This window comes from Actinospica robiniae DSM 44927 (assembly GCF_000504285.1).
GTDB lineage: Bacteria > Actinomycetota > Actinomycetes > Streptomycetales > Catenulisporaceae > Actinospica > Actinospica robiniae.
In genome coordinates this window covers 3,751,814-3,768,536 of sequence record NZ_KI632511.1, presented here as the reverse complement: position 1 = coordinate 3,768,536, position 16,723 = coordinate 3,751,814, and the positions used below count along the sequence as shown (strand labels likewise).

The following is a 16,723-nucleotide window of genomic DNA, read 5'->3' as shown; positions in this document are numbered from 1 at the left end:
CGAAATGAACCGTTCAGGCTCGCACATCGCCGAGATACCGGAGTTCGCCGGTTCCGAGGGCGGTCAGGCGCCGAGCACCTCCCGGGAGACGCTGCTGTGCGGCCTGTTCGCTGAGGTCCTCGGGCTCGAGCTCGAAGAAGTCGGGATCGACGACAGCTTCTTCGAGCTCGGCGGGGACTCGATCACCTCGATCCAACTGGTGACCCTGGCGCGCGACGCCGGACTCGTCGTGGACTATCGCGACGTCTTCGAGGGCGAGACGGTGGCGGCGCTGGCGGCGGCGGCCACCGAGGTCGGCGCCGGCACCGGGTTCGTGCCGGTGGGTGAGCCGTTGGTGTCGTTGGATGCTGATGAGTTGGTGGAGATTGGGGCGGGGTTCGGGTCGGTGGAGGAGGTGTGGCCGTTGACGCCTCTTCAGGAGGGTCTGCTTTTCCATGCGTTGTTTGATGAGGAGAAGGCTGATCCGTATCTGATGCAGGCGCCGTTGGTGTTGTCGGGTGTGGTGGATGTGGTGGGTTTGCGGGGTGCGTTCGGGGCGTTGTTGGGGCGGCATGCGAGTCTGCGTGCGGGGTTTGTGGTGCGGCGTTCGGGTGAGCCGGTGCAGGTGGTTGCGGGTGGGGTGGAGGTTCCGTGGCGGGAGGTGGATCTCTCCGGTCTTGAGGAGGGGGTGCAGGCGGAGCGGGTGCGGGGGTTGTTGGAGGCGGATCGTCTGGTGCGGTTTGATCCGGCGGTGCCGCCGTTGGTGCGGGTGTTGCTGGTTCGGTTGGCGGCGGATCGTCATGTGTTGGTGGTGACGAGTCATCACATGGTGTGGGATGGCTGGTCGATGTCGCGGGCGTTGGGTGATCTGTTCGAGTTGTACAAGTCGGGGGGTGATGGGTCGGTTCTGCCGGGGGTGGTGGAGTTCCGGGATTATCTGGCGTGGCTCTCGGTGCAGGATCGTGATGCGGGTTTGGGGGTGTGGGGTCGGGTTCTGGAGGGTCTGGAGGAGCCGACTTTGGTGGCTCCGGGGGTGGATGCGTCGTTGTCGGTGTTGCCGGCGCGGGTGGTTGGCGCTTTGAGTGTGGAGACGAGTGCCGCGTTGGGTGTGGTGGCGCGGTCGCGGGGTTTGACGTTGAACACGGTGGTGCAGGGTGTGTGGTCGTTGTTGCTGGCTGGGGTGACGGGTCAGCGGGATGTGGTGTTCGGTGCGACGGTGTCGGGTCGGCCTCCGGAGTTGCCGGGGGTGGAGGACATTGTCGGGTTGTTGATCAATACGGTTCCGGTGCGGGTGTCGCTGGATCCGGGTGAGTCGTTGGAGGGGTTGTTGGGGCGGATTCAGGAGCAGCAGGCTGCGTTGACCCCGTTCCACTACCTGAGCCTGCCGGCGATCCAACGCCAGACCGGACTCGGCGAACTGTTCGACACGTCCACGGCGTTCGGGAACTTCGCCCAGCAGTCGGAGGACGACTTCTGGGACGCGGGCTTTCTCCGCGGCGAGGACCTGGACGTCCTCCCGGCCGGCAGCAGCGAATCCCGCGGCTTTGCCCACTATCCGCTGAGTCTCGCGGTGTTCCCCGGCGCAAGCCTGCGGTTCGACCTCGCTTACCGGCCTGATGTGTTCGGTGCTGAGGTTGTGCGGGGTCTGGCGGATCGTCTGGTTCGGTTGCTGGAGTTGGTGGCGGCTGATCCGGGGCGGCTGGTCGGGCGGATCGAGGTGCTGTCCGAGCGCGAGCGGTCGGTGGTGTTGGCGGCGGGTTCGGGTGCCGGTGTCGCTGTGGAGTCGGCGTCGGTGGTGGGGTTGTTCGAGCGGCAGGTGGCTCGGGATGGCTCGGCGACGGCGTTGGTGTGTGAGGGTTCGCGGTGGTCTTACGGTGAGTTGAATGTGCGGGTGAATCGGCTGGCTCGGGTGCTGGTGGCTGCGGGTGTTTGCCGGGAGGCGCCGGTGGTGGTGGCTTTGCCGCGTGGGGTGGAGTGGGTGGTCTCGGTGCTGGCGGTGGTGAAGGCCGGCGGGGTGTTCGTGCCGGTGGATCTGGCGTATCCGCCGGAGCGGATCCGGCACATGCTGGCGGATGCGGATCCGGTGTGTCTGATCACTTCGTCCGAGACGTTGTGGGCTGCTGAGCCGTTCGCGGGGGCGCGGGTGCTGGTGGATGATCCGGTGTGTCTGGAGTTGCTGGCGTCCTACTCGTCGGCGGATCTGGTCGATGCGGAGCGCGGTGGTGCGCTGACGGCGGACAGTGGCGCGTACATGATCTACACCTCGGGTTCCACGGGTGTGCCCAAGGGTGTGACGGTGGCGCATCGGGGTGTGGCGTCGTTGGTGCGGGCGCAGGTGGAGGCGCTGGGGGTGACGCCGGGCAGTGTGGTGTTGCAGTTCTCGTCGCCGGGGTTCGACGCGATCGTGTTCGAGGTGTGTATGGCGTTGCTGACCGGGGCGCGGTTGGTGTTGGCGCCGGGTGAGTCGCGTTTGCCGGGGCCGCAGTTGGTGGCGTTGATCCGGGATCAGGCGGTGACGCATGCGACGTTGATTCCCTCGGTGTTGGCGGCGTTGGATCCGGGGTCGGTGCCGTCGGTCTCGACGCTGGTGGTGGCGGGTGAGGCGGTCTCGCAGGAGTTGGTGGACCGGTGGTCGCCGGGTCGGCGGATGGTGAATGCGTACGGGCCGACGGAGTCGACGATCTGGGCGACGGGTTCGGGCGGGCTGGCGCCGGGGGCGGTGCCGGTGATCGGGGGTCCGATCGTCGGGACGCGGGTGTTCGTTCTGGATGCGTATCTGCAGTTGGTGGGTCCGGGGGTGGCGGGTGAGTTGTATATCGCGGGTGCGGGTCTGGCCCGGGGTTACGTGAACCGGCCGGGTCTGACGGCGGAGCGGTTCGTGGCGTGTCCGTTCGGTGCTGCGGGTGAGCGGATGTACCGGACCGGGGACGTGGTGCGCTGGACCGCTGATGGCGAGCTGGAGTTCGTCGGGCGCGCGGATGACCAGGTGAAGGTGCGCGGCTTCCGGATCGAGCTGGGTGAGATCGAAGCGGTGCTTCGCGCCCATGCGTCGGTCGGCCAAGTCGCCGTCATCGCCCGCGCAGACTCCGGCGGCGCCAAGAGGCTCATCGGCTACGTCGTGCCCGCGGTCGCTGGAGACGCGATGGATGTCACGGTTCTGCGTAACCACGTGGCCGCCAGTCTGCCGGATTACATGGTGCCCTCGGCGTTCGTGGAACTCGGAGAGCTGCCGGTCACGGTGACCGGGAAGCTGGATCGCCGGGCGCTGCCGGAGCCGGAGTTCGCCGGCTCCGAGGGCGGCCGGATGCCGAGCACCGCCCTGGAGAGGGTGCTGTGTGACCTGTTCGCCGAGGTCCTCGGGCTTGAGACAGGGCGGATCGGGATCGACGACAGCTTCTTCGAACTCGGCGGGGACTCGATCACCTCGATCCAGCTCTCGGCCAGGGTTCGCAAGGCTGGTATGTCTCTGCCGCCGCGTGACGTGTTCGCTGGCAAGACCGTCGCCGGGATCGTCCAGATCCTCAACGAATCGGAGACTGAGGAGCCGGCCGTCGCGCCAGCGGCGGAGCAGTTGGTGTCGCTGGACCCTGACGAACTGGCGGAGATCGAGACGCAGTTCACGTCGGTGCAAGAGGTGCTGCCACTGACGCCGCTCCAGGAGGGGCTGCTCTTCCACACCCTCTACGACCAGCAGGGAACCGGGCACGACGACCGGCGTTCAGCGGACGGTGGCGAGCCGGCCGACGCCTACATCGGCCAGATCCCGTTGCTGCTGTCGGGTGTGGTGGATGTGGTGGGTCTGCGGGGTGCGTTCGCGGCTTTGCTGGATCGGCATGCGAGTCTGCGTGCGGGGTTTGTGGTGCGGCGTTCGGGTGAGCCGGTGCAGGTGGTTGCGGGTGGCGTGGAGGTTCCCTGGCGCGAGGTCGATCTGTCCGGTCTCGACGAGGGGGTGCAGGCGGAGCGGGTGCAGGAGCTGTTGGAGGCGGACCGTCTGGTGCGGTTCGATCCGGCGGTGCCGCCGCTGGTGCGGGTGCTGCTGGTCCGGCTGGCGGCGGATCTCCACGTCTTGGTAGTGACGAGTCATCACATGGTGTGGGATGGCTGGTCGATGTCGCGGGCGTTGGGGGACCTGTTCGAGCTGTACAAGTCGGGCGGTGATGGGTCGGTTCTGCCGGAGGCGGTGGAGTTCCGGGATTATCTGGCGTGGCTCTCGGTGCAGGATCGTGATGCGGGGCTGGAGGTGTGGGGTCGGGTTCTGGAGGGTTTGGAGGAGCCGACTTTGGTGGCTCCGGGGGTGGATGCGTCGTTGTCGGTGTTGCCGGCGCGGGTCGTGGGTGGGTTGAGTGTGGAGACGAGTGCCGCGTTGGGTGTGGTGGCGCGTTCGCGTGGTTTGACGTTGAACACGGTGGTTCAGGGTGTGTGGGCGTTGCTGCTGGCCGGGGTGACGGGTCAGCGGGACGTGGTGTTCGGTGCGACGGTCTCGGGTCGGCCTCCGGAGTTGCCGGGGGTCGAGGACATCGTCGGGTTGTTGATCAATACGGTTCCGGTGCGAGTGCGGTTGGACCCGGGTGAGTCCTTGCAGGGGCTGCTGGGGCGGATCCAGGAGCAGCAGGCTGCGCTGACCCCGTTCCACTACCTCGGGCTCGCGGCGATCCAACGCCAGACCGGACTGGGCGAACTGTTCGACACCTCCACCGTCTTCCAGAACGCACCCTTCGACGACGGCGTGCTGCGGTCCACGGATCTGGAGATCACCTCCTACGACGACGACGCACCGGGATTCACCCACTACCCGCTGAGCGTCGATGTGTTCCCTGGAGCGGATCTGCGGTTCGAGCTCAGTTACCGGCCCGACGTGTTCAGCACCGAGGTCGTGCAGGGCCTGGCGGATCGGATGGTCCGGCTGCTGGAAGTCGTCGCGGACAATCCCGGGCAGCTGGTCGGACGGATCGAGTTCCTCTCCGAGCACGAGCGCTCGGTGCTCCTCGACCGCTGGTGCAGCACCGAAGGGCCCGATCGGGGCGAGACGCTGCCTGAGCTGTTCCAGGCCCAGGCCGAGCTGACCCCCGACGACGTCGCCCTGGTCTACGAGGGCTTCGAACTGACCTACGCCGAGCTCAACGCTCGCGCCAACCATCTCGCGCATCGGCTGATCGGCCTCGGCGCGGGAGCCGACGACCTGGTGGCGGTGATGCTGCCCCGGTCCCTCGACTCGGTGACGGCCGTCCTCGGCATCCTCAAGGCGGGCTGCGCCTACGTGCCCGTCGAGCTGTCCTGGCCGGCGGACCGCGTCGCGGAACTGCTGGCGGACGTCCGCCCCGCGGTGGTGCTGACGAACCGGGAACTCGCCCCGTCGCTTCCGGCCGACGGCGTCGCCGGGGTCCTGCTCGTGGAGGACCTCGAGACCGGTGCCGGGTCATTCGACCCCACCGATGCCGATCTGGTCCGCCCGCTGCTGCCCACGCACGTGGCGTACGTGATCCACACGTCGGGGTCGACCGGTCGGCCGAAGGGCGTGGCCGTCACCCACCGCAACGTCGTCAACATGTTCCACGCACAGAACATCGGCTACATGGCGCCGACCGTCGCCGCCGCGGGCGGCCGCCGGCTCAGCGTCGCACTGATATCAGGCTTCGGATTCGACGCGGCCTGGGCGGACCTGCTGCGGATGATCGCCGGCCACGAGCTGCACCTGATCGGTGAGGACCTGCGCCGGGACGCCCACGCGCTGGTCGAGTACTCGGCGCGCAACGCCATCGACTCGCTCAGCGTCACGCCCCTGCACGCCAAGGAACTGCTGGCGGCCGGGATGCTGAGCACGCCCGGATACCGGCCGCTCATCGTGTCGCTGGGTGGCGAGGCGGTGGACGAGTCGCTGTGGAACGAGCTCGGCGACGGCCGGACGATCGCGTACAACTTCTACGGCCCGACCGAGTGCACGATCGACTCGACGTTCAGCCGGATCGTGAACGACGTCCTTCCGCATGTCGGCCGTCCGATCGTGGACAACCGGGCCTTCGTCCTGGACGCGCATCTCCGGCTGGTGGCGCCCGGAGTGGCCGGCGAGCTGTATCTCGCTGGGGAGGGCCTGGCCCGGGGTTACGTGAACCGGCCGGGTTTGACTTCGGAGCGGTTCGTGTCGTGTCCGTTCGGGGCTCCAGGTGAGCGGATGTACCGGACCGGGGACGTGGTGCGCTGGACCGAGGACGGTGAGCTGGAGTTCGTCGGGCGTGCGGATGACCAGGTGAAGGTGCGTGGTTTCCGGATCGAGCTGGGTGAGGTCGAAGCGGTGCTTCGGGCTCACGCGTCGGTCGGCCAGGTCGCGGTGATCGCCCGCGGGGACGCCGGGGGTGTCAAGCGGCTGATCGCCTACGTCGTGCCCGCGGTCGCCGGAGACGCGATGGACGTCACGGTGCTGCGTAACCACGTGGCGGCCTGTCTGCCGGACTACATGGTGCCCTCGGCGTTCGTGGAGCTCGAGGCGTTGCCGGTCACCGCGATCGGCAAGCTGGATCGGCGTGCGCTGCCGGAGCCGGCGTTCGTCGGTTCCGAGGACGGTCGGATGCCGAGTACCGCCCTGGAGAGGGTGCTGTGTGACCTGTTCGCCGAGGTCCTCGGGTTGGGGACCGGGCGGATCGGGATCGACGACAGCTTCTTCGAGCTCGGCGGGGACTCGATCACCTCGATCCAGCTCTCGACGCGGGCCCGCAAGGCCGGGCTGTCTCTGTCGCCGCGTGACGTGTTCGCCGGCAAGACCGTCGCCGGGATCGTGGAGAACATCGCCGAATCGGTGACCGAGGAACCGGCCGTCGCGTCCGCGCAGGAACTGTTGGTGTCGTTGGATGCTGATGAGTTGGTGGAGATTGGGGCGGGGTTCGGGTCGGTGGAGGAGGTGTGGCCGTTGACGCCTCTTCAGGAGGGTCTGCTTTTTCATGCGTTGTTTGATGAGGAGAAGGCTGATCCGTATCTGATGCAGGCGCCGTTGGTGTTGTCGGGTGTGGTGGATGTGGTGGGTTTGCGGGGTGCGTTCGGGGCGTTGTTGGGGCGGCATGCGAGTCTGCGTGCGGGGTTTGTGGTGCGGCGTTCGGGTGAGCCGGTGCAGGTGGTTGCGGGTGGGGTGGAGGTTCCGTGGCGGGAGGTGGATCTCTCCGGTCTTGAGGAGGGGGTGCAGGCGGAGCGGGTGCGGGGGTTGTTGGAGGCGGATCGTCTGGTGCGGTTTGATCCGGCGGTGCCGCCGTTGGTGCGGGTGTTGCTGGTTCGGTTGGCGGCGGATCGTCATGTGTTGGTGGTGACGAGTCATCACATGGTGTGGGATGGCTGGTCGATGTCGCGGGCGTTGGGTGATCTGTTCGAGTTGTACAAGTCGGGGGGTGATGGGTCGGTTCTGCCGGGGGTGGTGGAGTTCCGGGATTATCTGGCGTGGCTCTCGGTGCAGGATCGTGATGCGGGTTTGGGGGTGTGGGGTCGGGTTCTGGAGGGTCTGGAGGAGCCGACTCTGGTGGCTCCGGGGGTGGATGCGTCGTTGTCGGTGTTGCCGGCTCGCGTGGTCAATGGGCTGAGCGAGCAGTGCAGTGCCGCGTTGGGTGTGGTGGCGCGGTCGCGGGGTTTGACGTTGAACACGGTGGTGCAGGGTGTGTGGTCGTTGTTGCTGGCTGGGGTGACGGGTCAGCGGGATGTGGTGTTCGGTGCGACGGTCTCGGGTCGGCCTCCGGAGTTGCCGGGGGTGGAGGACATTGTCGGGTTGTTGATCAATACGGTTCCGGTGCGGGTGCGGTTGGACCCGGGTGAGTCGTTGGAGGGGTTGCTGGGGCGGATCCAGGAGCAGCAGGCTGCGTTGACCCCGTTCCACTACCTGAGCCTGCCGGCGATTCAGAAGCAGACCGGTCTGAGCGAACTGTTCGACACCTCCACCGTCTTCCAGAACGCGCCGTGGGATGAAGGCATACTCCGGTCGACGGATCTGGAGATCAGCGCCTTCGACGACGATCACCCGCCGGTCATCCACTATCCGTTGAGCCTCGCCGTTACGCCGGGGCCCGAATGGAAGCTGGAAGTCGGTTACCGGCCTGATGTGTTCGGTGCTGAGGTTGTGCGGGGTCTGGCGGATCGTCTGGTTCGGTTGCTGGAGTTGGTGGCGGCTGATCCGGGGCGGCTGGTCGGGCGGATCGAGGTGCTGTCCGAGCGCGAGCGGTCGGTGGTGTTGGCGGCGGGTTCGGGTGCCGGTGTCGCTGTGGAGTCGGCGTCGGTGGTGGGGTTGTTCGAGCGGCAGGTGGCTCGGGATGGCTCGGCGACGGCGTTGGTGTGTGAGGGTTCGCGGTGGTCTTACGGTGAGTTGAATGTGCGGGTGAATCGGCTGGCTCGGGTGCTGGTGGCTGCGGGTGTTTGCCGGGAGGCGCCGGTGGTGGTGGCTTTGCCGCGTGGGGTGGAGTGGGTGGTCTCGGTGCTGGCGGTGGTGAAGGCCGGCGGGGTGTTCGTGCCGGTGGATCTGGCGTATCCGCCGGAGCGGATCCGGCACATGCTGGCGGATGCGGATCCGGTGTGTCTGATCACTTCGTCCGAGACGTTGTGGGCTGCTGAGCCGTTCGCGGGGGCGCGGGTGCTGGTGGATGATCCGGTGTGTCTGGAGTTGCTGGCGTCCTACTCGTCGGCGGATCTGGTCGATGCGGAGCGCGGTGGTGCGCTGACGGCGGACAGTGGCGCGTACATGATCTACACCTCGGGTTCCACGGGTGTGCCCAAGGGTGTGACGGTGGCGCATCGGGGTGTGGCGTCGTTGGTGCGGGCGCAGGTGGAGGCGCTGGGGGTGACGCCGGGCAGTGTGGTGTTGCAGTTCTCGTCGCCGGGGTTCGACGCGATCGTGTTCGAGGTGTGTATGGCGTTGCTGACCGGGGCGCGGTTGGTGTTGGCGCCGGGTGAGTCGCGTTTGCCGGGGCCGCAGTTGGTGGCGTTGATCCGGGATCAGGCGGTGACGCATGCGACGTTGATTCCCTCGGTGTTGGCGGCGTTGGATCCGGGGTCGGTGCCGTCGGTCTCGACGCTGGTGGTGGCGGGTGAGGCGGTCTCGCAGGAGTTGGTGGACCGGTGGTCGCCGGGTCGGCGGATGGTGAATGCGTACGGGCCGACGGAGTCGACGATCTGGGCGACGGGTTCGGGCGGGCTGGCGCCGGGGGCGGTGCCGGTGATCGGGGGTCCGATCGTCGGGACGCGGGTGTTCGTTCTGGATGCGTATCTGCAGTTGGTGGGTCCGGGGGTGGCGGGTGAGTTGTATATCGCGGGTGCGGGTCTGGCCCGGGGTTACGTGAACCGGCCGGGTCTGACGGCGGAGCGGTTCGTGGCGTGTCCGTTCGGTGCTGCGGGTGAGCGGATGTACCGGACCGGGGACGTGGTGCGCTGGACCGCTGATGGCGAGCTGGAGTTCGTCGGGCGCGCGGATGACCAGGTGAAGGTGCGCGGCTTCCGGATCGAGCTGGGTGAGATCGAAGCGGTGCTTCGCGCCCATGCGTCGGTCGGCCAAGTCGCCGTCATCGCCCGCGCAGACTCCGGCGGCGCCAAGAGGCTCATCGGCTACGTCGTGCCCGCGGTCGCTGGAGACGCGATGGATGTCACGGTTCTGCGTAACCACGTGGCCGCCAGTCTGCCGGATTACATGGTGCCCTCGGCGTTCGTGGAACTCGGAGAGCTGCCGGTCACGGTGACCGGGAAGCTGGATCGCCGGGCGCTGCCGGAGCCGGAGTTCGCCGGCTCCGAGGGCGGCCGGATGCCGAGCACCGCCCTGGAGAGGGTGCTGTGTGACCTGTTCGCCGAGGTCCTCGGGCTTGAGACAGGGCGGATCGGGATCGACGACAGCTTCTTCGAACTCGGCGGAGACTCGATCGCCTCCATCCAGGTCGTGACGCGGGCCCGCAAGGCCGGGCTGTCTCTGTCGCCGCGCGACGTGTTCGTCGGCAAGACCGTCACCGGCATCACCCAAAAGCTTGCTGAAGCCCGGGCCGAAACGCCGGCCGAGAACCCGGTCGCCGCGCCCGTACGAGAGCCGCTGGTGTCACTCGACGCCGACGAACTGGCGGAGTTCGAGGCGGAATGGAGTAACGCATAGAGGGACACCAAGGACCGGACCGAACGAAGGAATCAATCACCAGGAGAAGGAGAGTCTCATCGTGGCTAATCCGTTTGAGGACAAGGAGCAGCCCTATCTCGCGCTCGTCAACGACGAAGGCCAGTTCTCGCTGTGGCCCGGCTTCGCCGAGGTCCCTGCGGGGTGGGCCGTCGCCCACGGCCCGGACGGCCGGGAGGCCTGCCTCGCCCACGTCAACCAGGAGTGGACGGACATGCGACCCAAGAGCCTCGTCGCGGCGATGACCGCCGCGTCAGTGGCCTGACCCCGTACGACGCGCGACGCCTGGCCCGATCGGGCCAGGCGTCGCGTTGCTTGCAGACGGTTCCCGCTCGCGCGGGAACACCGGTTACCCGCGGACCGCCTCGGTCTTCGCCAGCTCGGCCGCGATCGCGGCCGCCGTGCGGCATCGGAAGACCGCGCTCACCTCGAGTGCCGTACCGAGGAGCGCGTTGATCCGCCCGACCAGTCGCAGGGCCCGCAGCGAGTCGCCGCCGGCCTCGAAGAAGTCGGCATCGGCGTCCAGCCCCTCCAGTTCCGGCCCCTCCAGTTCCAGCACTGCGGCGGCGAGAGCCCTGACGGTCGCCAATTCCGCGGAAGCGTTGCCGGACGAGGCGCAGCGCGACGGGAGTCCGGCCGCCGCCGAGATCCGCGTCTGCTCCCACGGATCGCCGACGAACAGCTCCGCGACCCTTCGGTGCGGATCGGCGGAGAACGCCTCGAGCAGCGTCTGGAGCCGCTGCCAGACACTCGCCGCCTGCTCGTCGGAAACCAGCTCACTGCGATGGCTGACTTCCAGGAAGAGCCGGTCGCCGGGAGCGGCCATCAGCTTGAGCGGATAGTGGTACGCGTCGCAGCCGGAGACGCCGGCGACGCGCAGTCCTCCGGTCTCGTCCGCCGGCGGCTGGGCCTCGGTCCGCGGATAGTTCTCGAACACCATCGAGGTGTCGTACAGCGGGCCCACGCCCGCAAGGCGCTGGATGACCGCCGGGCCCAGGTGGAAGTGGCCGGCGAGGTCGGTCTGGTTCGTCTGCATGCGGGTGAGCAGGGTGGCCAGGGTGTCAGTGGGCTGCGGTCGCATCCGCACCGGGACGGTGTTGAGCTGGAGCCCGACCATGTCCTCGACGCCGGGCAGCTCGGGCGGGCGCACCGAGACGGTGGCGCCGAAGACGACGTCCCTTCGCCCGGTGAGTTCGCCGACCAGCAGTCCCCACGCGCCTTGCACCACGGTGTTCAACGTCAAGCCGCAAGCCCGGGCCTGTGCGACCAGCGACGCCGTCAGTTCCCGAGACAACTCGCCCGAGACGCGGCTCGGCAACGTCGGCAGACCCGCGGCATCGGCCGCGGGAGCGACCAGGGTCGGGCCGGTCAGACCGTCGAGCGCGGCTCGCCAAGCGGACATCGCCGCGGCGTTGTCCTGGGTCGCCAACCACTCGTAGTAGCCGCGGGCCGGTACGGCCGCAGGCAAAGCGGACGCGTCACCGCCATGGGCGTACAGGTCGAACAGATCGCGCAGGAGCAGCGCCATCGACCAGCCGTCGGTGAGGAGGTGGTGGCTGGTGAAGACCAGTGCGTGGCGGTGGTCGCCGAGACGCAGCAGGCCGAAGCGCACCAGCGGTGCCTGGTCCGGGGCGAACCTGCGAACCCTGTCATCCGCCAGATAGGAAGCGAGACGCTCGTCCGCGTCGCCGTGGCCCCGCAGGTCGTGTTCCTGCCAGGGAACGTCCACCGTCCGTGGGATGAGCTGTACCGGCACGCCGGACGACGTCATCACGAAGGCGGCCTTCAGGGCCGTGTGGCGCTCGACCAGAGCTCGGCAGGCGGTGCGCAGCCGGAGTGCCTCCAGATCGCCCTCCAACTCGAGGACGAGTTGCACGTTGTAGACATCAGGAGCCTGACGCTCGTAGAGCGCGTGGAACAGGAGCCCTTCCTGAAGGGGCGTCAGCGGCAGGACGTCGGCCAGACCCTGGGACGTCCAGGCGCGCTCAAGGCGCTCGAGTTCGGTCTGGCCCACTTCGGCCGGGGCGACGTCGGAGGGAGTCAGGCCGCCGCTGTCCGGCAGTGCGGCATGCGCGACCAGGGCGCGGAGCGCGGCGAACCACATCTCTCCCAGCTCGCGCACCGACTCCTCGTCCACCAGGCCTTCGGGCCAGGTCCAGGACGCGAGCAGCTGCGGACCGTCGGGCGAGTCCTGGGTGGCCGCGGTGACTTCGAACGCGTGCGGCAGCGAGAGGCCCGCGTTCGCGGCCGGCCCGGTGCTGTCGGACTCGCTCGCCGCCTGCCAGTCCTCGTCGTCTCCGGCGAATCGGCCCAGGTAGTTGAAGCCGATCTGCGGGGTCGCGAGACCGGCGAACGCGGGAGCCGTCTCCGGATTGAGGTAGCGCAGCATGCCGTAACCGATGCCGTGGTCGGGGATGGCACGCATCTGCTCCTTGATTCGCTTCACCGCCCGACCCAGGCTGCAGTCCGCCGCGTCGGCCTGTTCCCAGCTGGTCTCACCGGGATCCAGACGGACCGGGTGGAGGCTGGTGAACCAGCCGAGGGTCCGGGACAGATCCAGACCCGCCGGGATTTCGCCGCGGCCGTGGCCCTCCAGATCCACGAGCACGTCGGTGCCCTCGCCCAGCCCTCGGCGGCGTCGCCAGGTGCCGACGGCCATCGAGAGGGCGGTGAGCAGGACGGCGTCGACGCCGGTGTGGAAGACGGCCGGCACCCTGGTGAGCAGAGGCTCGGTGTGTTCGGCTGCCAGGTGCACCGTCAGGGATCGGGCCGTGCCGTGGACGTCCAGGGCAGGGTCCAGCGCCCGCTCCGTGAGAGCGGGGTCGCTCGCATCCCGGAGCATCGAGGTCCACAGGGTGAGCTCGGCAGTTCGGGCAGGCTCGATCGCCGCTGCCGCGAGCCGGTGCGACCAGGTGCGCAGCGAAGTCGGCACGGCGGCGAGGTCCGGCGTGGCCCCGGCCGCGGCGGCCTCCCAGGCAGCGCGCAGGTCGGGCACGAGGATGCGCCAGGAGACTCCGTCGACGGCGAGATGGTGCACGATGATCAGCAGCCGTCCCGGGTTCGCGCAGCCGCCGTCGAACCAGACGAACCGGACCATCTGCCGCTGATCGGGGTCGAGTTCCCCACGGGCGCGGACGGCCTCCGCCGCGATAGCGGTCCGCAGCCCGGCGTCGTCCAGGCCTGAGACGTCCACCCGGCGGACGCAGTCCCATGCGAGCACCGTGCCCGGTCGGGCGATGTCCAGATCCCAGCCGCGCCCGTGCGCCCGGACGGTGCGACGCATCCGGAGGGAGTCGTGGCGGTCCAGCAGCGCCTGCGCGGCCGCGGTGAGGTGCGGCATCTCCAGCGCCGCGGGCACGCGGAGCAGCATCGACTGATGGAAGTCGTGGTCGGATCCCGCAAGACCGCGCAGCCAGTGCATGATCGGGCTGGCCGGCAGTTCTCCGATACCGGCCTCCGGATCCTCCGACGGCGCGGCCTCGGCCTGCCGGACCACCCGAGCGAGCGCCGCGACACTGCGATGGGAGAACACGTCCTTCGGAGTGAAGATCAGCCCGGCGCGGCGCGCGCGGGCGACCAGCTGGATCGAGATGATCGAGTCGCCGCCGAGGTCGAAGAAGCTGGCGTCGGGACTCACGGACGCGAGTCCGAGGACGCCGGCGAACAGCTCGGCGAGCCGGAGTTCGACCGGGCCGCGCGGGCGCCGGTCGGAGACGGTTCGGGCGGCGGTGGGAGCGGGCAGCGCCTTGCGATCCAGCTTCCCGTTCGGGGTCAACGGCAGTTCGGCCAGCTGCACCAACGCGTTCGGCACCATGTAGTCGGGCAACGCCGTGGCGGCGTGCGCCAGGAGCAGCTCGGTCTCGACGGCTTCGCCGCTCGGCACCACGTAGCCGACCAGCCGTCGCACGCCGGGCACGTCCTCGCGCACGACGACGGCGGCTTGGGCGACGGTGTCGTGCCGAAGCAGGACGGTCTCGATCTCGCCGAGCTCGATGCGCAGTCCCCGGAGCTTGACCTGGTCGTCCGCCCGCCCGAGGTATTCGAGGTTGCCGTCGGCGCTCCACTGCACGACGTCTCCCGTGCGGTACATCCTGCTGCCCGGGGCGCCGAAGGGATCTGCCACGAACCTCTCGGCCGTCAGGTCCGGCCGGTGCGCGTAGCCGGATGCCAGCTGCCGACCGCCCAGATAGAGCTCTCCCGGCACGCCGGGCGCCACCGGGCGAAGCGCCGAGTCGAGCACATAGACCTGCGTGTTCCAGACCGGCTGCCCGATGGGCACGGTGGTGGCGTCGGCTTCCGGCCGGCAGGTCCACGCGGTGACGTCCACGGCGGCCTCGGTGGGGCCGTAGAGGTTGTGGAGATCTGCGCCCAGGCAGGCGAAGAACCGGTTCTGGGTTTCCAGGGGCAGCGCCTCCCCACTGGAGAACACGTGGCGCAGACTGCGGCACTCGGCCGCGGCCGGCTCCTGGAGGAAGACCTGGAGCATCGAGGGCACGAAGTGGGCGACGGTCACGGACTCACGGCGGATCAGGTCCGCCAGGTAGGCCGCGTCCTTGTGGCCGCCGGGCGCGGCGACCACCAGCGTCGCCCCGGTCTGGAGTGCCCAGAAGAATTCCCACACGGAGACGTCGAACCCTGACGGCGTCTTCTGCACGACGCGGTCGCCCGGACCCAGCGGGTACTGGCCCTGCATCCACAGCAGCCTGTTGACGATGGCGGCGTGGGATACCACCACACCCTTGGGGCGACCGGTGGATCCCGAGGTGAAGATGACGTAGGCGGGGCTCTGCCCGGACAGTTTCCGCGCCGCGCCGCCCACCGTGCCCGTCGGCAGCGGGCCGTCCAGGAACACCTTGGGAACCTCGGACGCCGGAAGTCCCGCCGCCACGGGGCCTGTGGTGAGCATCAGTGCCGGCGCGGCGTCCTCGATGATCCATCCGATCCGCTCGGCAGGATAGTCCGGATCGATCGGGACGTAGGCCGCGCCGGTGGCCAGCACGGCGTGCAGCGCCACGATCAACTCCACCGATCGTGGGACGGCCACGGCGACGAAGTCGCCCGCGCGCACACCCTGAGTTCGCAGAACGTCCGCCAGCCCGTCCACCCTCGCCGCGAACTCGCGGTACGAGAGCGACTGCCCGTCGAAGACGACTGCGGTGGCCTCGGGAGTCAGGGCCACCCGAGCTTCGAAGAGGTCTGGCATCGTCACGTCGGGGACCGGCTGGTCGGTGTCGTTCCACTTGCGGATCACCTGGGCCAGCTCGTCCTCGGCGAGCAGCCCGACCCGGCCGACCAGGGTGTCCGGGGCGGTCGCGTAGGTCTCGAGCAGGACCCGCAGCCGCGTGGTGAGCCGGTCGACGGTGTCGCGGTCGAAGAGGTCGGCACGGTAGCTCAGCGCCAATCGCATCGTCCGACCAGGCATGACCGTCAGATTCAGCGGATAGTGCGTCGACCCGGTCGAAGCCTGCGCAGGTCCGTCTTCGCCTTCCGCCGCCTGCTCGGCCAGAAGGCTGATCCGCAGCCCGTCGGTGGGGCTGTACGCCTCGTCCCAGTCGAGGGGAGCGCTGGCGAACGCGATCGCGGTGTCGTAGAGCTCGCCGAGCCCCACGCGTCGCCGGATGTCGGCCAGCCCCAGATAGTGGAACTGGGCCAGGTCCGCCTGTTCGCGCTGGACGCGGCCGAGCAGCGCGGCCAGCGTCTCGCGGGGATCCAGCGCGACCCGGACGGGACTGGCGTTGATCAGCAGGCCGACCATGTCCTCCACGCCGTCCAGCCGCGCAGAGCGGCCCGACACCGTCTGGCCGAACACCACGTCGTCGCGCCCGGTCACACTGCTCAGCAGAAGCGCCCATACTCCCTGGATCACGGTGTTGAGGGTCAGCCCCGCCGATCGCGCGGTCGCCGCCAGGGCCTCCGTCGTTTCCTCACAGAGCCCTGCGACAGCCATCCGGGGCATCGCCACCTCGCCCCGCACCGGGCGGTCGGCCGCGACCAGGGTCGGCACCTCCAGCCCGGCCAAGGACTCGGCCCACGCGTCCTCGGCGAGTTTCCGGTCCTGGTCGGCGAGCCAGGCCAGATAGCCCTCGAAGGGGACCACCGGGGGCAGCCCCGCCGAGTCCGCCTCCTGTGCGTAGAGCGTGAACAGCTCGCGCAAGACGATCTGGAAGGACCACGCGTCGAGAAGGATGTGGTGATAGGTCATCACCAGGACTCGGCGGTCGTCGGTGAGGCGCACCAGCGTGAACCGGATCAGCGGCGGCCGCTTCATGTCGAAGCCCCGGGCCCGATCGGCGTCCTGGAACTCGGCCAGGCGCGCCTCCTGGTCGGCCGGCGCGAGGCCGCGCAGATCGAGTTCGGACCAAGGGGTCTCGACGTCCCTGCTGATCAGCTGTACCGGTTCGCCGGACTTGCGCAGCCGGAAGCAGGCTCGGAGCGTGGGATGCCGCCTGAGCAGCTCCGCGGCGGCCGACCTGAGAGTGGCCTCGGACAGGTTCCCCTCCAGCCCGAACGACACCTGGATCGCGTAGACGTCGACGCCCTCGTCGTCGTAGAGGGCGTGGAAGAGCATGCCTTCCTGCAGGGGGGTGAGGGGGAGGGCGGCTTCCAGCAGTGACTGCACCATCTTCGGGC

General features: G+C 68.9%; 2 protein-coding genes and 1 pseudogene. 2 read left to right on the top strand and 1 reads right to left on the bottom strand.

The annotated features are described in order from the left end of the window. Window positions 1–52: 52 nt before the first annotated feature. Both ACTRO_RS45715 and ACTRO_RS15930 read left to right on the top strand, forming a co-directional pair. Window positions 53–10,075, top strand: a pseudogene (locus ACTRO_RS45715) (amino acid adenylation domain-containing protein); the annotation flags it as partial. Window positions 10,076–10,136: 61 nt separating this feature from the next. After that, window positions 10,137–10,358 carry an MbtH family protein gene (locus ACTRO_RS15930; protein WP_034263867.1) on the top strand — a complete coding sequence of 74 codons (222 nt, stop codon included), beginning with the start codon at window positions 10,137–10,139 and terminating at the stop codon, window positions 10,356–10,358. Window positions 10,359–10,442: 84 nt separating this feature from the next. On the opposite strand, the gene ACTRO_RS15925 is transcribed toward ACTRO_RS15930, so the two are convergent. After that, complete coding sequence (locus ACTRO_RS15925) at window positions 10,443–16,715, bottom strand: non-ribosomal peptide synthetase (RefSeq protein WP_051450910.1); 6,273 nt, start codon at window positions 16,713–16,715, stop codon at window positions 10,443–10,445. Window positions 16,716–16,723 lie beyond the last annotated feature (8 nt).